The organism is Peribacillus sp. TH14 (assembly GCF_016651145.1).
Lineage (GTDB): Bacteria > Bacillota > Bacilli > Bacillales > DSM-1321 > Peribacillus > Peribacillus butanolivorans.
Genome location: NZ_JAEKEK010000001.1, coordinates 4756198 through 4775129 on the forward strand (window position 1 = coordinate 4756198; position 18932 = coordinate 4775129).

The 18932-nt window shown below is 37.2% G+C and carries 21 protein-coding genes and 1 pseudogene; 15 read left to right on the forward strand and 7 right to left on the reverse strand.

From position 1 onward, the window contains the following. The first annotated feature begins 133 nt into the window (after positions 1-133). The gene (locus JFU50_RS23100) at positions 134-853 is read left to right on the forward strand and encodes a DUF4386 domain-containing protein (protein ID WP_201224315.1); all 720 of its coding nucleotides are present in this window, start codon (positions 134-136) and stop codon (positions 851-853) included. Positions 854-1215: 362 nt separating this feature from the next. Here the strand turns inward: JFU50_RS23100 and JFU50_RS23105 are convergent, their stop codons facing one another. Beyond that, positions 1216-1467, reverse strand: coding sequence for a hypothetical protein (locus tag JFU50_RS23105; RefSeq protein ID WP_201188172.1), 252 nt, complete (start codon positions 1465-1467; stop codon positions 1216-1218). 176 nt (positions 1468-1643) lie between these two features. Here JFU50_RS23105 and JFU50_RS23110 point away from each other — a divergent pair, with 176 nt between their 5' ends. From JFU50_RS23110 to JFU50_RS23120, 4 genes and pseudogenes are all read left to right on the forward strand, one after another. Next, on the forward strand, positions 1644-1826 hold the full coding sequence (locus tag JFU50_RS23110) for a hypothetical protein (RefSeq protein ID WP_062185996.1): 183 nt from the start codon (positions 1644-1646) through the stop codon (positions 1824-1826). Positions 1827-1940: 114 nt separating this feature from the next. Further along, positions 1941-2072 carry a DUF6254 family protein gene (locus JFU50_RS30935; RefSeq protein WP_242489083.1) on the forward strand — a complete coding sequence of 44 codons (132 nt, stop codon included), beginning with the start codon at positions 1941-1943 and terminating at the stop codon, positions 2070-2072. 498 nt (positions 2073-2570) lie between these two features. Continuing rightward, complete coding sequence (locus tag JFU50_RS23115; RefSeq protein ID WP_201224316.1) at positions 2571-3023, forward strand: nucleoside deaminase; 453 nt, start codon at positions 2571-2573, stop codon at positions 3021-3023. Between the two features lie 264 nt (positions 3024-3287). After that, positions 3288-3860: pseudogene (locus tag JFU50_RS23120) on the forward strand (recombinase family protein). Between the two features lie 424 nt (positions 3861-4284). Here JFU50_RS23120 and JFU50_RS23125 read toward each other — a convergent pair. After that, positions 4285-5280, reverse strand: a complete 996-nt coding sequence (locus JFU50_RS23125; RefSeq protein WP_201224318.1) for a zinc-dependent alcohol dehydrogenase family protein — start codon at positions 5278-5280, stop codon at positions 4285-4287. 587 nt (positions 5281-5867) lie between these two features. On the opposite strand from JFU50_RS23125, the gene JFU50_RS23135 reads away from it, so the two are divergent. Both JFU50_RS23135 and JFU50_RS31580 read left to right on the forward strand, forming a co-directional pair. Then, positions 5868-6179: a winged helix-turn-helix transcriptional regulator gene (locus tag JFU50_RS23135; RefSeq protein ID WP_201224322.1), complete on the forward strand. Its 312-nt coding sequence runs from the start codon at positions 5868-5870 to the stop codon at positions 6177-6179. Positions 6180-6228: 49 nt separating this feature from the next. Next, positions 6229-6357 (forward strand): hypothetical protein, encoded by a 129-nt coding sequence (locus JFU50_RS31580; protein ID WP_274608365.1) that lies wholly within the window; start codon positions 6229-6231, stop codon positions 6355-6357. Positions 6358-6601: 244 nt separating this feature from the next. On the opposite strand, the gene JFU50_RS30940 is transcribed toward JFU50_RS31580, so the two are convergent. The 4 genes from JFU50_RS30940 to JFU50_RS23145 all read right to left on the reverse strand — a co-directional run bounded on the left by JFU50_RS30940 (position 6602) and on the right by JFU50_RS23145 (position 9021). Continuing rightward, a complete protein-coding gene (locus JFU50_RS30940; protein WP_231688430.1) occupies positions 6602-6934 on the reverse strand; it encodes a hypothetical protein in 333 nt (110 codons plus the stop codon). After that, positions 6912-7013 carry a transposase gene (locus tag JFU50_RS30945; RefSeq protein WP_342366301.1) on the reverse strand — a complete coding sequence of 34 codons (102 nt, stop codon included), beginning with the start codon at positions 7011-7013 and terminating at the stop codon, positions 6912-6914. Before JFU50_RS30945 ends, JFU50_RS30940 begins: the two co-directional genes overlap by 23 nt. Further along, positions 6988-7833, reverse strand: a complete 846-nt coding sequence (locus tag JFU50_RS23140) for an IS110 family transposase (RefSeq protein ID WP_242489085.1) — start codon at positions 7831-7833, stop codon at positions 6988-6990. Before JFU50_RS23140 ends, JFU50_RS30945 begins: the two co-directional genes overlap by 26 nt. Before the next feature lie 588 nt (positions 7834-8421). Further along, entirely contained in the window at positions 8422-9021 is a 600-nt protein-coding gene (locus tag JFU50_RS23145; RefSeq protein WP_201224324.1) for a TetR/AcrR family transcriptional regulator, read from the reverse strand. 276 nt (positions 9022-9297) lie between these two features. Here JFU50_RS23145 and JFU50_RS23150 point away from each other — a divergent pair, with 276 nt between their 5' ends. The 3 genes from JFU50_RS23150 (at position 9298) to JFU50_RS30955 (ending at position 12943) form a co-directional block, all read left to right on the forward strand. Then, positions 9298-10731 carry a DHA2 family efflux MFS transporter permease subunit gene (locus tag JFU50_RS23150; protein WP_242489148.1) on the forward strand — a complete coding sequence of 478 codons (1434 nt, stop codon included), beginning with the start codon at positions 9298-9300 and terminating at the stop codon, positions 10729-10731. Positions 10732-10921: 190 nt separating this feature from the next. Further along, on the forward strand, positions 10922-12175 hold the full coding sequence (locus JFU50_RS23155; RefSeq protein WP_201224327.1) for a cytochrome P450 family protein: 1254 nt from the start codon (positions 10922-10924) through the stop codon (positions 12173-12175). Positions 12176-12811: 636 nt separating this feature from the next. After that, positions 12812-12943: a DUF6254 family protein gene (locus tag JFU50_RS30955; RefSeq protein WP_242486894.1), complete on the forward strand. Its 132-nt coding sequence runs from the start codon at positions 12812-12814 to the stop codon at positions 12941-12943. Positions 12944-13164: 221 nt separating this feature from the next. Here JFU50_RS30955 and JFU50_RS23160 read toward each other — a convergent pair whose 3' ends face one another. Then, entirely contained in the window at positions 13165-13425 is a 261-nt protein-coding gene (locus JFU50_RS23160; protein ID WP_201224328.1) for a hypothetical protein, read from the reverse strand. Positions 13426-13784: 359 nt separating this feature from the next. On the opposite strand from JFU50_RS23160, the gene JFU50_RS31585 reads away from it, so the two are divergent. The 5 genes from JFU50_RS31585 (at position 13785) to JFU50_RS23180 (ending at position 18927) form a co-directional block, all read left to right on the forward strand. Further along, positions 13785-14516, forward strand: a complete 732-nt coding sequence (locus JFU50_RS31585) for a GntR family transcriptional regulator (protein WP_201187868.1) — start codon at positions 13785-13787, stop codon at positions 14514-14516. Positions 14517-14917: 401 nt separating this feature from the next. Beyond that, a complete protein-coding gene (locus JFU50_RS30970) occupies positions 14918-15403 on the forward strand; it encodes a LacI family DNA-binding transcriptional regulator (RefSeq protein WP_342366304.1) in 486 nt (161 codons plus the stop codon). A gap of 35 nt (positions 15404-15438) precedes the next feature. Next, positions 15439-15966, forward strand: a complete 528-nt coding sequence (locus JFU50_RS30975; protein ID WP_242486893.1) for a substrate-binding domain-containing protein — start codon at positions 15439-15441, stop codon at positions 15964-15966. A gap of 84 nt (positions 15967-16050) precedes the next feature. Beyond that, positions 16051-17325, forward strand: a complete 1275-nt coding sequence (locus tag JFU50_RS23175) for a Gfo/Idh/MocA family protein (RefSeq protein ID WP_201224329.1) — start codon at positions 16051-16053, stop codon at positions 17323-17325. 357 nt (positions 17326-17682) lie between these two features. Next, positions 17683-18927 (forward strand): extracellular solute-binding protein, encoded by a 1245-nt coding sequence (locus JFU50_RS23180; protein ID WP_201187866.1) that lies wholly within the window; start codon positions 17683-17685, stop codon positions 18925-18927. Positions 18928-18932: the final 5 nt, after the last annotated feature.

Below are 18932 nucleotides of genomic sequence, written 5' to 3' on the forward strand. Positions count from 1 at the left end.
TTCATCGCAATTTGAATTTCGGTCTACAATATCTGAATTTGATTTCGAGTCAGAATGATCTGCATATCGAATTTGTGAAATTACAAATGTATCAAGAGCTTCATGTATAGTTAAAAATTAGGAGGAGTTAGAAATGACAAACCGTAACAATGAAGCTTCACCACTTTATTATTCTAGAGTCGCAGGGTTCGGGCTTCTACTTATGGCTATCCTTGCTATGTTTTCTAACTTTTCTGTTTTTAATGGTCTTATTATATCGGATGATGCAGCAACAACTGCTAATAACATCATAACTAATGAGATGTTATTTAGAAGTGGATTTATTAGCTTTGTCATCGTGCTTATTCTTGATGTGCTGTTAGCATGGGCACTGTATGTTCTACTCAAACCCGTTAATAAGAATCTTGCGATGCTCGCCGCGTGGTTTAGATTGGTATACACCGCCATTTTTGGTATCGCTTTGCATAATTTTTTGAATGTTTTACAACTTCTAAGTGGTACTGAATATTTGACGGTATTCACAACAGATCAGTTCCAAGCTCAGGTGATGTTACTAATCGATGCTTTTAACAATGGATGGATTATTGGATTAGTATTTTTTGGATTTCATTTGTTTGTCGTTGGTTATTTAATAATCAAGTCAGGAGGCTACATACCAAGAATGATTGGGTTCTTCTTGGTCATTGCATCTGCTGGATATTTAATAGATAGTTTTGCACATTTTCTTCTACCCAACTACACCGACTACAAAACGATATTCTTACTGGTTGTAGCCGTACCCGGTGTGATTGGAGAGCTTTCATTAGCATTCTGGCTTTTGATTAAGGGTGTAAAGGTTCAACAGAGGCGATAGTTATCCAAAAAAAGGAGGGCTATCTATTGCTGTTGTTGAGCAAGAATTTGCTTTTATAGCTGACGACTTCGGGGATTGCTTATTATTAAACTTAACGGTGCGTTAGTTTAAGATCCGAGCTGCCTTTAAGGCAGCTTTTTCTTTTATCAACTATCGGGGGAGGATTGTTGAACAAGAAATGAGATAGAATACAGAAGGAAAACCTCACTCCTTGTTATTCCTTTTAGAACTAAACCAGCTAATAGGATGTCAATATCTTTCTCTAAAATTTTCATTTCCCTTATGATATACTATTTGGCCATGTCAAATAACCCTCCAGAATCCTTTTGGAAGGATTTCCCTCTGTTACACAAAACCGTTAATCAGGCTAAATCTAGGAAAGTTTCTTTTCTCTTTAATAAAGCGTAAATCCAATGAAGCAACTTATTAATACAGGCAACGATTGACACTTTGGCAGTGGAAATGAGTTTGGATTCCTTATATGTCCCACTCATGCTAACGTCTTGAACATCATGTATCCGATTATACAAGTGAACCATCTCGTGCATTAGGGTATCCATTGTTTCGTAGAAATCCAAGTCAAGAAATTCTGGTGTTAAGTTAATTTCAAACATCTTATGTACAAACGGCAACATTGTAGGTAATAACTTATAAAATAACCGAACTGGAACTTATTATTCACTTTGTTTTTTAACCGAATTACATGACAGATTCAAGTTACTATCGGTTTTAATTCGGGGTATATTTCTTCTTTCTGATCTCATACTAAAGATAAGAAGGAGGGGTATCCATGGCAAAACGAACAAAGAAAAATGATGCAGACCAAAAGAACAAACAAGGATTTGATTCAAGCAAAGCTGATTCAGAATTCTCTCAAGAATTTGGCAGTGCAAACGCTAATCAAGCACATAAAAATAAAGCAAAAAAAGAAAAAGCTTCTAAAAATCAAGGTGAGTGGAAAGGCATGCATTAATTAATACTTGCCAGACTCGACTTATGATAAGTGATACCTGCACCGAGTACAAAGGGTGGAGGCTTATCATGCTTCAAACTGTTTACTGAACTTTAAGTAAAGGAGCTTATTTAGATGACTCAATCTAAGCGACAACAAGAACGCCAATGGAAAGATCGTAAGCAATCGCAGAATCCACATGGTAAGGTCAGATCATTTGAACAATTAGCTGAAGATATGGGCAAAAATGAATCTGAAACTAAGTAAAACTGTTTAAGAATGAGAGGCTATCCCAAAGGTTCAGATCCCCACATAATAGTGAGGTCTCTCCCTTGGGGTACCCTCTCTTTGTCGTTAAAACGTTAGTCACGCTATTCCATTAAAGGGCCATTTAATGGAGCAACGAAAAAAGCCTAATTTCTATAAAAGCAAAAATGGTAAAGACATAAACGTTTACGTTGAGCATGAATCTTATAAAGGTGATCTTAAACCAAAATTCAATAAAATAAAAAACGTCAAAAAAGATTAGCATCTAGTCAAAAAGGGAATGGGTTTCTCCGTTCCCTTTTTGTTTTCCTTTAACAAGAAAAGAAATAATTAGTAATTCCTGGACAACTGAACTTTTTCCTCCGACAATGGTATCCCCAATTTCAAATTTTTAAAACTATAGTGTTTATAGGTGAACGATTATTCAGCAAGGCCATTGTTAATGTCTTATAATTACATTAACAGTATTTAATTTAAATCATTAATGGAGGTTTTGAAATGGATATATTCATGGAACGAGCAGTAGAACTAGCGGTAGAAAATGTTCGTGAGGGTGGACAACCTTTTGGTGCAGTACTTGTGAAAAATAACAACGTTGTAGCTGAAGGTGTTAATGAGTCGCACAAAACTTATGATGTTAGTGGACATGCGGAATTACTGGCTATCCGGCGCGCGCAAGAGCAATTACAAACGAATGATCTATCAGGTTATACAATGTATGCAAGTGGGGAGCCTTGTCCGATGTGTCTAACGGCAATGTACTTTGCTGGAATCGAAAAGGTTTTTTATTGTGCTTCAGTTGAGAATGCGGTTGAAGTGGGATTAGGGAAATCTAAAATTATATATGAGGATTTACAAAAAACAAAAGCAGAACGCTCACTTTCGATGATACAAATGCCATTAAATGAAGGGCAAAAAAATCCAATGAAGCTTTGGAAGGAGAGAACGTAGTCTTGGGAAACTGTGGGTATAATGATTCAGGAAACAAGTTTATATAAGTTTATTGATCTTCAGCAAACGGGAGCATTTCTGTAGTAACGATAAAAGTCCAATTTCTCAATTTTAATGCTGAAAAATTGGACTTTTAATATTTACTTATAGTGCAAAATAAAACCTAAAATGACATATTTGTTTATTTATTCTTGTTTCATGTCTAGACGTTAGTCTGTAATTATTAGTATAAAACACTTAAGACTTTTAGACAAAGGGTGATACATATTGTTAATTGGTTATGCGAGGGTTTCAACTACTGTCCAGGATTTAGAAAGGCAATTGGAAATATTAGAAAAGGAAGGGTGGGAAAAGCTTTTTGTTGAAAAAGTAACCGGGACAAGTACAAAACAAAGAGCCCAACTTTATGAAGCTATTGAATTTGCACGAGAAGGAGATACTTTAGTAGTAACTGAAATAGATCGTTTAGCTCATTCTATTATGGACTTAAATAAGATAGTTCATGAATTAGCTGAAAAAGGGGTTAATGTAAGATTTGTAAAAGAGGATATGAAATTTGATGGTTCAAACGAAGGAAATAGCTTACAAACACTGCTTTTTAATATTTAAGGTTCATTCGCACAATTTGAACGTGATTTGATTGTAGAAAGAACTACAGAAGGCCGGGAGAGAGCAAAAAGGCAAGGGAAGCATATGGGAAGAGCAGGACAAGATGAAAAGACTTTAAAACGAGCTATTCAGCTATATAATGAACGTGAAACAAACGGAATGAGTGTGAATGACATTGTAAAAGCTACAGGAGTTCCACGTTCCACGTTATATGCAAAAATTAAATAAAATAGATTTGGTGAATGGACTGATAATCTGGTTTATTACATCAATTCGAAATAGAAAATTCTTAAACTGACTAGTGCGTTAGTTGAGATCCGGGGCTGACATTTGGTGGCCTTTTTTCTTAATGAACAAACGGGGCAGGTTAGTTCATTAAGAAATGTAATTCTTGAGGTATAAAGTATGATTTTTGGAATGAAGAACAAGAGGATGTAACCGAAAAGAAATTGACAAAAACTTTTATTTAAAGAGTAGTAGTGGTTTCAAATGATCTTAAAGTTGCCGATATTTCTATTACTAGGCCCTGTTGGTTTTTACGGTAATTAAAAATAAAAGCAGACGGTACATCGAGAATCTTATAGAGATTCTATTGACCATCTACTTTTAAATGAACGTAAAATTGTTGAGGCATTTCAAATTTGCAATAATATTACCAGCTATTTTTCAAAACAATTTTTCCTATCGCCTTGCCTGACTCCATGTACTCATGGGCTTTTGAGACTTCATCAAACGTAAAAATGTTTGAATCCAAAAGCGGACGCAGTTTCCCTTCCTCAACCATCCTAGCAACCTTCATCAAAATTTCTCCATAATGTTTATGCATGTCCTTGTTTAATATCTTCAACAACATAAAGGTAACATGAAGAGAAAGTCCCTTTGAATGCACGGGGGAGAGGTCATGAGTCGAACGAGTAGCAATGGCTGTTACCGTTCCATGTACCGCTGCCGCCTCAAAAGAGCGATCAAGGTTTTCACCCCCTACCGTGTCAAACACGACGTCAAATCCTTTTCCGTTTGTATATTTTTGTACATAGTCATGAACGTTTTCTTCTCGATAATTAATAGTTATATCAGCACCAAGGCGCGTGCCAATCTCCAGTTTCTCTTGCGAAGAGGCAGCTGTATAGACTGTTGCTCCTCCCCATTTGGCTAGTTGAATGGCGATGTGTCCTACACCTCCGGTGGCCCCATGGATCAATATATTTTGTCCAGGTATAAGCCTTGCACGATTAAATAATGCTTCCCAAGCGGTGATGGAAACTAATGGTAAAGCTGCGGCTTCTTCCATCGTCAAATTTTTCGGCTTATGAGCAAGTAAATCGGCATCTGCAAGCATAAACTCTGCAAGTGCACCGCCAGTGCCTCTAAATCCACCCGCGCATCCAAACACTTCATCGCCAATTTTAAAATCGGTTACTCCTTCACCCACTGCAGATACCACCCCTGACACATCTCCGTGTAATACTGCTGGAAACTCGGGTGCAACGGCTGGAACTGCACCAGCACGAACTTTCGTATCAATAGGATTTACACTTGTAGCCTTTACTTGAATAAGTACATGTCCAGGTTTCAGTTCAGGTTTTGAAATCTCTTTATATTGAAATACGGATGGTTCACCAAAAGATTGAATAATTTGTGATTTCATTTTAGTCACTCCTTTTTTTTCTAAAAATAGGAAAATGTCTCATTACCTATTCATGGTCAGGATGATGGTATGTGCTAAGAATAAAGCTAATATAAACCTACTTTTACTTTCCCTTTGACCTTTATGATCCAAGCTTCTTCACTAATCTATGTCTAGGTGATTTATTAAATTGTAAATTATCTGTTAAAAGAAACCGGATGGTTCCATTGGTAAATGGAGGGGATGACAGAAGACCAAATTTAACAGAAACAGCTCCAGATGCCTATAAAATGGTAAATAATATCCCCGAAAACAATCCCAATTTCTTACCCTCCCTTCGAAACGATCATAAAAATGATTCCTTCATGTGTTATGAGATGATCTTGTTCCAATCCACTGCTGTGCTAGTTAGTGACATTTTCATCGGATTTTTTTACAAAACATCTTTAATGGTGAATAGTCCAAAAAGAGAGAATATTTAGTCTTCACTTGTAAAATCAATGATACTTTATATATTATAAATTTAAAAGTACGCACAATTTTGTGGAATAGGATAAAATTTGTAATATAGTATACAATTTGATACTTAAAAAAATTGGGGTGTTACTATGAAGGACTTTAAAACAGAAAAGTGTCCTGATACCACAGCTTGCCCTGTTGCAATTACAGTAGATGTGATAGGCGGCAAATGGAAAGGGATCATATTATATAACTTAATTTCCGGACCTAAACGTTTTAACGAGTTAGGGAAACTTATGCCCTATACCACAAAACGTATGTTAACATTACAACTTCGGGAATTGGAACAAGATGGTATTGTATATCGTGAAATATATCGAGAGATTCCTCCAAAAGTCGAATATTCTCTTACTGCTTTTGGGGAAACATTAAAACCTATTATCTACCTCATGGGAGATTAGGGAGATATGTACGAAAATGAGATTTTAATGAAACGAAAGACCTCAGAAAATGTGTAGCATCAATAGGGTCTCGCCGACAGATGATGTACGTTCTATTGCTGTAGTTCATTCTGAAGGAGGAACAGCCGAATGGACATTTGGCTTTCCTTTCCGTGATAAAAAATCATTTTTTGACTAACGGGTGCTAATTTAGTTAAAAAAGACCATCTTTTTTTTGGGAAAAAAAATCTCCGAATTTTTACTCCACTTAAGATTGCGAAAAATGTACTTAAACTAACACGTGCGGAAGCTAAAGATCGAAGCTGTCTTTAAGGCAGCTTTTTTGTATGAAAACACTTTAGTGAAAGGCCATACTTAAATAAGCCCACCATATTCTAATTTTTTTGAAGGACGTAAATGTACTATGTCGTTATTTTAACTGGTTATGCAGTTTGTTGTTCAGATGGATCGATTGTATAGCCTTTCTTTTTTAGGTATTCGATCATTTTTAATTCTTTGTTATTTTGTTTTTCTTCAAGATAATTTGAGCCTAGTTCTTGATAGGGTTCCCCTGTTTTTAAGATGTTGTAAGCAATCGTTAGTAGTAAATGAGCAGAAGCGATTCGTCCCTTCATTTTTCCCTGCCGTTTGGTAATCCTTTTTCGATGTGAAGCAATTCGATTATTTTGTCTTGATGTCGCTAGTACACATTCTACAGCCATCGTTTTCAAAGCTTTGTTACCTTGTGTGGTTTTACTCGTTTTTTTTACCAGCACTTTCGTAATTTCCAGGACTCACACCAGCCCAAGAGGCAAGATGTTTAGCTGACTTAAATACGGACATATCCACGCCCATCTCTGCAATAAAAGTAGTCGCGGCAGCCTTTGTTCACACCAGGTATTCCATCCAATAATTCTACTTCCTTACGATAGGGGGACAGGAGTTGATCGATTTGTTTTTCCAATTCTTCTATGGCTTTTTCTAAATAACTCATATGCTCCCAATGGTAACGCAACATATCACGATGATGACGGCGAATACGTCCATTAATTGCACTGGCAATGTCCGTAATACTAGCTTTTGTTCGCCAATCCACCATTTTTCGAAGACCATCGGTCTCTATTTTTTCACCGTTTAGAATCGCTTCAAGGATACGGCGTCCCGATACACCAAAAATGTCTGATAGTACGGATGTTAGCTTGATATTAGCATCTTGAAGAATTTTGTGAATGCGATTCTGCTCGGATGTGCGATGATGAATCAATTTTTTTCGATAACGAGTAAGATCCCGTAAATCACGAATATCCTCCGGTGGAACAAAATTGCTTTCAATAAGTCCGCATCTTAGAAGCTTGGCAAGCCATTCGGCATCTTTCACATCAGTTTTACGCCCTGGAACATTTTTGACATGCCTGGCATTGGCAAGAACAAGGTGAAAAGAATCTTCGAGAATATTCCATATTGGTTTCCAGTAGACTCCGGTACTTTCCATCACAACATCGGATACCTGAAGGGTAGTTAACCAATCACTTAAAGCCAAGAGTCCCGTTGTTGTAGTTGAAAACGTTTCAATAGAGGTTTTTGGCTTTTTATCTAATGGACCAAATAATACACAGGCTACTACTGTTTCTTGGTGTACATCTAGGCCAGCACACCGTTCAATCATTGCTTCCATAGGAGAATCACCTCAATAAAAGATTAACAATACATATGACAGGAGATTTGTTACAAAAATTTTTGTATACGTACTTGTAGTACACTAAATGGTTCTTCAATACTGTCACAACCAGTTTCTTATACAGGGTATCTTCCTTAAGATCCACCAAAAAAGTTCAGCCTGGTTGTATTGTTATCATCCATTATTGTCAAGGGCTTAATGGGTTAGACTTTATTTTGGGTAAAGAGCAGGTTTTCGTGGTAGATGGTGGCGGCGAGGAGCGCCGCCATAGGAGTTTCTTATGGAACTAAAGGGGTAGGTGACACGAAGAAGAAAGTTTGTTACACGGAGAGTTAAATGATGAAATTAAAGAAAAAAACCGTTCAGTTTTCTGAACGGAAACACATTTTAGATGTGTTGTTAAAGGATTTTTATTCCTGTTTTTATACTAAAGCCCACTAAAAATAAGCCAGTTGATTTTTGGAAAACCTTCTGGAATTCTTTCAAGTTTTTTATGGCGTAATCTATTAGATTTACAAGAGTTAGAAACCATAATGCAGTGAGCGAAGGTTCAGTATATCTACACTAGGTACACTTTATAAATGATTAACTTTCTACATTTATCCTCCTTTGGTGAAGCAAAGAGAATTGTTTCGCTAGAAAAGTTGGTGTATATGGCATATCATTTTGAAGCCACGAAATGATTGTCCCTATTAAAGCTGAAGTTTCATACCATATCAAAATTTCTTCTTTTACAATTTCAGTTAGAATATGGGATGACCTTCCGTTCTCCTCTATCTTAGTAACTATCCTCTCCCTTAAAAACATTGTTAGACGTTCTCTAAAGATTGGGACTTTCTTAGAAGCCAGAAGGTTTTTATAAAAATTCGAATGTTCAGCTATATGCTCAAGTAAATTTTCGACTATTTTCCAACTAATCTCATCAGAGGATGTCTGGTCCGTTGGTGTATTACTAAAAATCGTTGAAATGTCATCAATCATATCGTCTGCCATCTTTTCCAACATATCTGGAATATCACGATAATGTAGATAAAAGGTAACACGATTGATGGTTGCTCTCTCTGCCAATCGATTAACCGTTATTTTTTGGAGATCCAGTTCCTTAAGTAATTCAACAAATGCATCTTTAATTAATTGTCTTGTACGGAGTATGCGAGGGTCTGTGTGAAGCTGTTTCTTTTCCATCATAGCCTCTTTCCTTTCTCATCAAATAGTAAGCTACACTTCATAGTGTTACGTCGTATTTCTTCTCGATAAACAACATAAACCTTATTTTTGTATATTAATATACACTTTTTGGAATTTTGTAGCTTGAAAACATTATAAATTGTACTTATAATCTCATTTATACATTGTAAATTATACAACACAGTGTAAATTTAATCCACGATAGACCCGAGAGGATGTATGAAATTGAGTAAGAATGCAACAATCAAAAATTCTATCAGAAAGGGACCAATCATGTTTGTGTTGATAATAGGTGCTTTCCTTGCCACGTTTAATCAAACAATCATGAGCGTTGCCATTCCGGAATTAATGAATGATTTTAATATTAAAGCTTCAACAGCTCAGTGGCTTACAACAGGTTATATGTTGGTGAATGGCGTTTTAATTCCCATCACCGCCTTTTTAATCCAGAGATTTTCCACTCGTCAATTGTTCCAAACTTCGATGATTATTTTTCTAGCCGGAACGATTGTTTCTGCAGTCGCAACCAATTTCCCTGTACTTCTGACTGGGCGGCTGATTCAAGCAGCCGGTGCTGGCATTATTATGCCTTTACTCATGAATGTTGTGTTATCCCTTTTCCCTCCAGAGAAGAGAGGATCTGCTATGGGTTACGTCGGGTTAGCGATTATTTTTGCGCCTGCAATTGGACCAACACTTACCGGTTATGTTCTTGAGACATTTTCTTGGAAAGCCATGTTTTATGGCATGATTCCATTTACTATTATTGTTATCATCTGCGGTTTTATTTATCTGAAAAATGTATCAGAACCTGTCATTTCCAAGGTAGACTTTATTAGTATAGCCCTTTCAACCATCGGATTTGGTGCTTTGATGTACGGCTTCAGCGAAGCCGGCAATGCTGGTTGGTCAAGTGCAGAGGTAGTTGTTTCTCTAGTTGTAGGAATCCTGGCCCTTGTCCTGTTTACTTGGCGGCAACTGATCTCCAAAAATCCGCTACTGAATCTTAGAGCCTTTAAATACAATATGTTTACCTTGACTACCCTTATAAGTATAGGTGTCACCATGATGATGTATGCAGATATGATGCTGCTTCCTCTATACCTTCAAAATGCCCGCGGTTTTACTGCATTGGAGTCAGGTATACTGATGCTTCCAGGGGCACTCCTAATGGGGTTGCTAAGTCCTGCAGTTGGAAAGCTCTTCGACCGATTTGGAGCCAAATGGCTTACTATTATAGGGATAGCAATTATTATCATCTCAACCGTAGGCTTTATAGATTTGACGGACTCGACTAGCTATACGTTTCTCGTTCTGATGTCTACAGTTCGTCGTATTGGGATGGCTATGTTCCTTATGCCTATACAGACTGCAGGTTTAAATCAATTACCATCCAGTCTTTATGCACATGGCACAGCTATTTCCAACACTATCAGACAAGTAGCAGGCGCAATAGGTACTGCACTACTTGTGACAGTAATGACAAACAGTACAAAGAATCATCTTCAGGACTTAGCCACGGGAGGAGCACAGGGTGAAACACAAAAACATATGATTATGGAAGCTTCCATTCAGGGGATAAATGACGCATATTTTGTTATTCTTATCATCGGAATTTTTAGTTTATTGCTTTCTTTCTTTATAAGACGTGTTAAGAACGCTTCGGAAGAAAAAACAATAACTTTAAAGAAGCCAGCAAGAATTTAGAAGGCAAATCAACTATATAAAATAAGCATAAAAATATCCTAGTTGTACTCTAAGGGGGTGTTAAATAAACACTAAAGATTATCATCCTGTTGGTTTTTGAAAATAGTATTTAGGTTAACAGAGAGCTTAGGACAATATTTAAAGAAACAGATCACACCCATAAAGGGCACAAGGAGAAAGGAAGGTTGTTATGGAAAATCTAGATCAAAACTTACCAGATAAATCTATATTGGACGTATTTAGTGGTAAAAGTGTTGAAAACCCATTTCCGATATTCGCCAAGATGCGGACAATGGGAGCCGTTATTCCTATCCCGTCCCCGATCGGTGGGATATATGGCCAAACATGGATGGTCACGCGTATGGAAGAAGCAATGCAGGTGTTAAAAGATCATGCCCACTTTACTGTAGACGGGGGCTCCATCAATGGTAACAGTGATATCAGGCAGAACATTGCTGATCCATCTGCTCCCCCTACCTTCCTTAACGCAAAATCCATGCTTTCTGTTGATGAACCCGATCATCGACGGTTGCGCAGGTTGGTATCCAAAGCCTTTACGCCCAAATATATGGAAAGCTTACGCCCTCGCGTTCAGAAAATTGCTGAAGAATTACTTGACCAGGTACAAGATAAAGGAGAGATGGACCTTGTCAAGGACTATGCCTATCCCTTACCGATCAACGTCATTTCTGACATGCTTGGGGTGCCTCAAGCAGACCAGGCACAGATTCGGGTCTGGTCTGAGGCCATCGCGCACGGTCTGGGCCTAGGAAGGCAAGATCCCGGGGTCGCAGAGCAGATTCAAGCCTTTGGGGAATACATCGTGCAGCTTGTGGCCGACAAACGCCAGCATCCTGCTGATGACTTAATCAGCCAGTTGGTTTCTATCGAAGAGGAGGGAGATCGACTCGACGAAGCAGAACTAATCTCGATGATCTCACTATTGATCTTTGCTGGTCATGAGACAACCTCGAATCTGATTGCAACGGGCACTTTGATGTTGCTGGATCATCCCGAGCAACTGGAGAAGCTAAAAGCCGACCTCAATCTGGTTCCTGCAGCCGTGGAAGAACTGCTGCGTTTCAATGGGCCATCCACAATCGCAGGACCGCGTTTTGCTATTGAAGATATTGTGCTCGCAGGACAGCAAATCAAACAGGGAGATATGGTTATTCCCGTATTGAAATCAACGAATCGAGATGAGCTCCAGTTTACGGACCCAGAGGGACTTGATATTACGCGCGCAATCAAGCGTCATCTCGCCTTTGGACATGGCATCCATATGTGTTTGGGAGCGCCACTAGCCCGTGTGGAAGGAGACGTTGCGTTTTCGACCCTACTGAGACGCATGCCTAACCTGCAGCTCAGCGTCCCTCGGGAGAACGTCAACTGGCACTTCATGCTGAGCTCACAGGGGTTAATCTCCCTGCCGGTTGCTTTTTAGAGGAGAGATTGAACTCCCTACTTGACGGGTGGTAAGTCCAGAAGCCCCTTATTTACACTGAAAGCCAAAACTACAATTACTAATAAAGAGTCGCTCAAATGATGGGCGGCTTTTTTTATGTCCTATTCAAATCTGATCTATATTTCAATAATAAAAGTAAAAGGAATTTCTCGATCTTATTGGATTGACGAGTTACCCTGAAAAATTTCAAGACCATGCTACTTCATCCCGTTTAAGCTTATATAGAGTATGAAAGGGGGTGAGTGGCATGGCAAACCAGATTCCTATTATGTGAAACTATTCAGGAGGATTAATCCGAAATTTAAATACTAGTGTTTTTTACTTGTATCCAGAAATGTAGAAACGCGAGGTTTTCACTTACACTTTTGTTGTGGTTGAATTGTTGCATGGGAAGGTGGATTGTAATTCGGGTAAAAAACAAAGTGAATAATAAGTTCCAGTTCAGTTGCAAACGCTAATCAAGCATATAAAAATAAAGCAAAAAAAGAAAAAGCATCGAAAAATCAAGGTGAGTGGAAAGGCGTGCATTAATTAATAGTTGCCAGACTCGACTCATGATAAATGATGCCTGCACCGAGTATGTTTACTGAACTTTATGTAAAGGAGCTTATTTAGATGACTCAATCTAAGCGACAACAAGAACGCCAATGGAAAGATCGTAAACAATCGCAGATTCCACATGGTAAGGTCAGATCATTTGAACAATTAGCTGAAGATATGGGCAAAAATGAATCTGAAACTAAGTAAAACTGTTTAAGAATGAGAGGCTATCCCAAAGGGTCAGAGCCCCACATAATAGTGAGGTCACTCCCTTGGGGTACCCTCTCTTCCTTTTACAGGGTTTGTTCTTTTTTTAGTGAGCTGATTAACCTTACGAGTAACCCCCATAACGGGCAAGTGTTCGGAATGCTTTCAAGCGGGCCTATAGTTCATTAATGGTAATTCCATATCAAACCAACCTTTAACAATTAATTTTTAAATGAGGTAATTATATCTGCTGCTAAGAGATTAGAGCCACTTACTCCTTTCAAATATTTTAAACTTCCTTCACTTGACCAATCAATGTTTTGAATATTGGTTAAACTCTTAGAAATTTCAGTATTGTTCAATTGATTAGATGAAAAATTATAGTTGTCTGAAATAATGTGATTTCCAGCGATGGATAGAGCATTTAAACAAACTATATGAGTTAGTCTATATTTTTTGTAATCGCTCCATTGGTTAGGCAATATATTTTTTATATCATTAAAGTAATAGAGTGAAATATATAAAATTTTTTTCTTAGTGTAATTCAGCTAAATCTAACTTTCTTGTCAATAATTTTAAAAAATTATGGATGTTTTGTAGTGTGATATGCTTTTCTTTATTTCTCTTACCAATAAGAGGCCCGATGCTGTAAAAAGGGCTATCAGGATTAATAATAAGTTGGGTTGCAATCCAGATAAGATTATCGTTGTTTCTCTTCAAATATCTGCTTAATGAAGATCCAATTCCTTAGCCATCTGTACTTGTTGGGTTGACACTATAAGTGCCGATGATATAATTTGTTAAAAGAATGTAAGTATGGATGGAAGGTAGGCTTATTTTAATGAAACCACTGCAGCACGAAAGTGTAATTCCACTTTATCACCAATTAATGGAGAGGCTGAAGGGTTCTATTGAAGAGGGGAATTGGACGCTTGGTGATAAAATCCCATCTGAAAATCAATTAATGGACCAATTCGGTGTGAGCCGGAACACAGCAAAAAAAGCAATTGAGGAACTAGTACAGGAAGGCATCCTTTACCGAATTCAAGGAAAAGGTACATTCGTGGCAAAACCAAAATTGCAACAGTCATTGATGGGGTTTTACAGCTTTAGCAAAGTATTAAAAGAAAAAGGAATGAACCCCACAGATATCATTCTAAAAATAGAGGAAGTTAAACCAACTGCAAAAATCAGGGAAGCGTTGCTGCTTGGAGAAGATGAGAATGTCATTGAAATGAAGCGCCTTCGTTGTGCCAACGATGAGCCGTATATTTTGGAATCATCGTTCATTCCGAAAAACGTAGTTTCTGATACGGATCAACTTAAAAAAGTTGGCGAAATTTCATTATATGATTTATTTTCACAACAATTTAATATCGTAGTAACCAAAGCAAAAGAGGCATTTGAACCCGTCCTCATTCGTGCTGAAGAAAGTGAGTACCTTCAAACGGAAGAAGGCCGTCCGGCACTGTTGCTTGAACGAACAGCCTATGATATCAATGGAATGCCTGTTGAATTTTGTATATCCATTGTACGGGGCGATCGCTGCCGCTTTTACACCGAACTAACGTAAAGGTTGAATCACTCATAGCATTGTGTCTATGAGTTTTTTTAGTTCAACTCATACCCAAAACCCGCTAACATGAAAGATACGAGAAAATAGTATATTACAGTATAAAGGAATCAAATTTTGTTTTTTTATTTTTTTAGTTGTTGGGTTGACAGGTTAACATGCAGGAGTATATATTTGTATTAGTTATAATTTTCTGTCAATAACTCGGAGCTTGGAAACTTTTTTTAATCAATGTTGAACCTACAACCCATTAACTATTAAGTGAAAAGGAGTATGCTGAACGAAGTAAAACTACTCTTAAAAACATTATAAAAATTCAAAAAGTATTACTTAAATAGGATAAAAATTTGTTATCCTATTTAAGAAAGCGCTTAAGTACATAATTAAGAGGTGTTTTATTAGTGACAAGATTAAAGGATATTGCAGAACATGTAGGCGTTTCTATTTCTACTGTTTCGAGAGTAATTCAAAATGATCAGACTCGAAATGTTAACCAGGAAACAAAAGCGAAAATTTGGGAGGCTGTTAAGGAGTTAGGGTATATACCAAATCGGCATGCTCGAAATTTAGTTGCTAACAAGCAAGAAAAGAGTAACATAAGAACAATGAAAATTGGATGGGTAGCCAATCCAAAACAAGCGGAAATTAACCCTTACTTTGCAAATATTTATACAGGTATTCGTGATGAATTAACAATTAATGATTACAACTTGATTAGTATTACCAGGGATGAACTTGAAAACGAGGCACTACTTCTTAAAACTATACATGATTCGGGGATTGAAGGACTGCTTCTTATCGATAAGATTAATGATAGCATTATCGAATATATTCAACAAAATATACCTCTATTAGGATTGGACTTTTTTATACAGATAAAAATATAGCAATCGTAGACTACGATCGCGAGGCATCTATTAAAATGGTGGTTCAGTATTTGGTTAAGCAAGGTCACAAGGACATAGGGTTTATTGGTGGAGGTGTTAATGAAACTTTTGAAGATATGTATGCTGAACATCGTTTTAAAGGTTTTCAACATGCCATGGAAGAAGCCGGACTAGCTATCCAACCTGAATGGGTAAAGAATACACAGTGGAAAATGGAAACTAGCTATGAGGAAATGAAAAGTTTGATTAAAAGAGATCCATTGCATTTGCCAACAGCAATGGTTTGCGCGAGTGACTTGATGGCCATCCCTGCCATGAGAGCTGTCAGAGAGAATAAACTTAGAATTCCAGAGGATATCGCTTTCTTTGGGGTCGATAATATTGAAATGGGCAAATATTCGTCTCCACAGCTGTCGACGGTAGAAATCCCTAAATATGAAATGGGAAGAATTGCAGCTAAAACCATTATGGAAATGGTAGAAGGGAAAATTAAACTTCCGATAAAAATCATATTGCCATTTGAATTAGTCCTTCGGGAATCATCTAACATTAAACGAACCTAAGCGGTTCTTTTTTTGAAACTTGTTGGAAAACGTTTGGAGTAAATCAGGAAAACATTCGGAAAATGGAAGATAGGGGAGTATACCATGAAACAAATGACAGCAATAATTATCGGAGCAGGTGACAGAGGGGTAAGAGCTTATGCACCTTATGCCTTAGATTATCCTAATGAATTAAAGATCACAGGTGTGGCTGAGCCGTGTAAAGAAAGAAGAACTAAATTTCAACTAGAACATAATATTTCCAATGAAAATTGTTATGAGTCGTGGGAAGATGTTTTCAATCTAGAAAGAAAAATTGCAGATATTGCTATTATATGTACACTTGATCGCAATCACTTTAAACCGACCATGAAAGCATTGGAACTGGGTTATCATGTTCTGTTGGAAAAACCTATGTCCCCAGATCCAATGGAATGCATAGCGATGGAAAAAGCAGCCCAAAAGTATAATCGACATCTTACAATATGCCATGTATTGAGGTATACAGAATTTTGGGCAACGATTAAAAAGGTTATTTCCAAAGGGGAAATTGGAGAGGTAGTATCTCTTCAATTAAATGAAAATGTAGAAGTGATGCATATGTCGCATAGCTTTGTTCGTGGTAATTGGAATAATAAAGAAAGAACAAGTCCGATGATTCTGCAAAAATCATGTCATGATATGGATATTATTTCTTTTGTGATAGGCAAGGCGTGTAAACGTGTCAGTTCATATGGTTCGCTTATGCATTTTAAGGAAGATAATGCACCAATTGGAGCGCCGAAGAGATGTTTAGACGGCTGTCCTGTTGAACATGAATGTCCATTTCATGCTGGAAGGTATTATCTTGGTGAAGGAAAAGGATGGGCAAGGAAATTTACAGAAGACTATACGAATGAAGGAATCATAAAAGCATTAAATGAAACTCCATTTGGAAAATGCGTATATCGCTCAGATAATAATGTGGTGGATCATCAAGTTGTAAATATGGAATTCGAGGGTGGAGCAACAGCGACGTTTAGTATGTGCGGATTCACAAAGGAGCAAACACGTATTGTTCAAATAATGGGAACAAAAGGAGAAATACGTGGAAATATGGAGGAAAATAGTATTTCGATCTTTAATTTTCTTACCAAGCATGAAACGGTAATAAAATTTGACAATCCCATTGGTGGACATGGTGGTGGAGATAACAGCATCATTAGAACTTTCTTGAGAGAAATTCAAAATGGAAATAAACAAGATAGCGTTTCTTCCGCATTCGCTTCAGTAAGAAGTCACCTAATGGCATTTGTCGCTGAAGAGTCAAGGTTAAAACAGGGTCAATCCATTAATATTGACGATTATTCTAATAGTTTAGAAGAAAATACCAAGAGATAAATGTTCCCTATATTAAGAGAAAAGTACCATCTCCCATCTTCTTTGGAGTGTAAATTCAATATAAAGAAAGTTTGTTCACATCCCGGGTTCTGGTTGACACAATAAAGCCATCGTCTTATGACTAAAGTATTTTAAAAAATTAAAAAAATTATTTCCCGAGACTATTTTATTTAGTGGAGGTGGTAAGCGTTATACAAATCAGCATTCGTCTTATTTCTCAGTTATGTAGTAGTAAAAGTTTTAATGGATGAAATAAATGTAAGGGCTATCATGGGGGAACTTGTCATAAAACCATTCATGTTCTAGGAGTATTTTGTTAGAAATCTACTAAACTTTATTTGAAAGAAGGGTAACATGATGAAAAAATGGCTAATAATGCTTTTAACCGCAATTTTAGGATTAATAGGATTAGCCGGATGTAGTAAGGATGACACTGCATCAGGGGACGGAAAGGTTGAAATTACTTATGGATTTTGGGATAAGAAGCAAGTCACTGCCATAGATGAAGTTATCAAATTATTTAACGAAAAATATCCGAACATTAAAGTGAAAACGGAAATTACTCCTTATGGTCAGTATTTCCAAAAACTTGAAACTGCTGCAACTGGCGCGGCGTTGCCAGATGTTATGTGGATGAATGGTGCCCATGTTGACCAATATGCAGAAGGAAAGGTAATCCTCCCACTTACTAACCTTGCAAAAAAAGAAAACCTTAGCTTAGATAATTATCCGAAATCTTTGATTGATCTTTATACTGTTAAAGGAGAAATATTTGGTATTCCAAAAGACTTTGATACAACAGGCTTATGGTATAACAAAAAAATTTTTGATGAAGCAGGTGTGCCATATCCAGATGACACTTGGGATTGGAATAAGTTAAAGGAAGTCGCTAAAAAACTGACAGATAAAGATAAAAGTATTTGGGGCTATGCTGCATTAATGGGTAACCAAGGTGGCTATTATGATTTCATTTGGCAAAATGGCGGTTATATTATTTCTGACGATGGCAAGTCCGTAGGTTTTGATCAACCGGAGGCCATTGATGCACTTAATTATAATATTAGTTTCATTAAGGAGGGATTATCTCCAACACAAGCTCAAATGACAGAAACAGCCGCTTCTGAATTATTCTCTTCAGGAAAAGTAGCTATGATGTTTGATGGTCCTTGGATGGTACAAGAGTATAAGAATAATCCTGATATAAATGTTGCTGTAGTACCAAAAGGAAAACAGCGCGCGGTTGCTATTCATGGGCTAGCCAATGTTATTGCGGCTAACACAAAGCATAAAGATGCTGCATGGAAGTTTGTCCAGTTCCTAGGCTCTAAAGAAGCAGCAGAGATATTTGCGAAAACAGGGACGGTTATCCCAGCTTATAATGGTACACAAGATGCTTGGATACAAGCCGTTCCAAATATTAATCTTCAAGCCTTTATTGAAGGTGTTGATTATTCTGTTCCACTGCCTAGTGTGAAAAGCACAGGAGAAATATGGCAGTATGAAACGGACGTTCTTAAAAAGGTTTGGAGCGAAGAAGAAAGTGTAGAAGATGCCGTAAAAGAGTTAACAGAAAAGGCAAATGAGGCGCTATCTAAGAAATAGAAAAA

Bases quoted from the DNA above. Each gene is read 5' to 3' on its own strand.
- JFU50_RS23100 (WP_201224315.1), top strand. From the start codon at position 134: ATGACAAACCGTAACAATGAAGCTTCACCACTTTATTATTCTAGAGTC.
- JFU50_RS23105 (WP_201188172.1), bottom strand. From the start codon at position 1,467: ATGTTTGAAATTAACTTAACACCAGAATTTCTTGACTTGGATTTCTAC.
- JFU50_RS23110 (WP_062185996.1), top strand. From the start codon at position 1,644: ATGGCAAAACGAACAAAGAAAAATGATGCAGACCAAAAGAACAAACAA.
- JFU50_RS30935 (WP_242489083.1), top strand. From the start codon at position 1,941: ATGACTCAATCTAAGCGACAACAAGAACGCCAATGGAAAGATCGTAAG.
- JFU50_RS23115 (WP_201224316.1), top strand. From the start codon at position 2,571: ATGGATATATTCATGGAACGAGCAGTAGAACTAGCGGTAGAAAATGTT.
- JFU50_RS23125 (WP_201224318.1), bottom strand. From the start codon at position 5,280: ATGAAATCACAAATTATTCAATCTTTTGGTGAACCATCCGTATTTCAA.
- JFU50_RS23135 (WP_201224322.1), top strand. From the start codon at position 5,868: ATGAAGGACTTTAAAACAGAAAAGTGTCCTGATACCACAGCTTGCCCT.
- JFU50_RS31580 (WP_274608365.1), top strand. From the start codon at position 6,229: ATGTGTAGCATCAATAGGGTCTCGCCGACAGATGATGTACGTTCTATT.
- JFU50_RS30945 (WP_342366301.1), bottom strand. From the start codon at position 7,013: ATGGGCGTGGATATGTCCGTATTTAAGTCAGCTAAACATCTTGCCTCT.
- JFU50_RS23140 (WP_242489085.1), bottom strand. From the start codon at position 7,833: ATGGAAGCAATGATTGAACGGTGTGCTGGCCTAGATGTACACCAAGAA.
- JFU50_RS23145 (WP_201224324.1), bottom strand. From the start codon at position 9,021: ATGGAAAAGAAACAGCTTCACACAGACCCTCGCATACTCCGTACAAGA.
- JFU50_RS23150 (WP_242489148.1), top strand. From the start codon at position 9,298: ATGTTTGTGTTGATAATAGGTGCTTTCCTTGCCACGTTTAATCAAACA.
- JFU50_RS23155 (WP_201224327.1), top strand. From the start codon at position 10,922: ATGGAAAATCTAGATCAAAACTTACCAGATAAATCTATATTGGACGTA.
- JFU50_RS30955 (WP_242486894.1), top strand. From the start codon at position 12,812: ATGACTCAATCTAAGCGACAACAAGAACGCCAATGGAAAGATCGTAAA.
- JFU50_RS31585 (WP_201187868.1), top strand. From the start codon at position 13,785: ATGAAACCACTGCAGCACGAAAGTGTAATTCCACTTTATCACCAATTA.
- JFU50_RS30975 (WP_242486893.1), top strand. From the start codon at position 15,439: ATGGTGGTTCAGTATTTGGTTAAGCAAGGTCACAAGGACATAGGGTTT.
- JFU50_RS23175 (WP_201224329.1), top strand. From the start codon at position 16,051: ATGAAACAAATGACAGCAATAATTATCGGAGCAGGTGACAGAGGGGTA.
- JFU50_RS23180 (WP_201187866.1), top strand. From the start codon at position 17,683: ATGAAAAAATGGCTAATAATGCTTTTAACCGCAATTTTAGGATTAATA.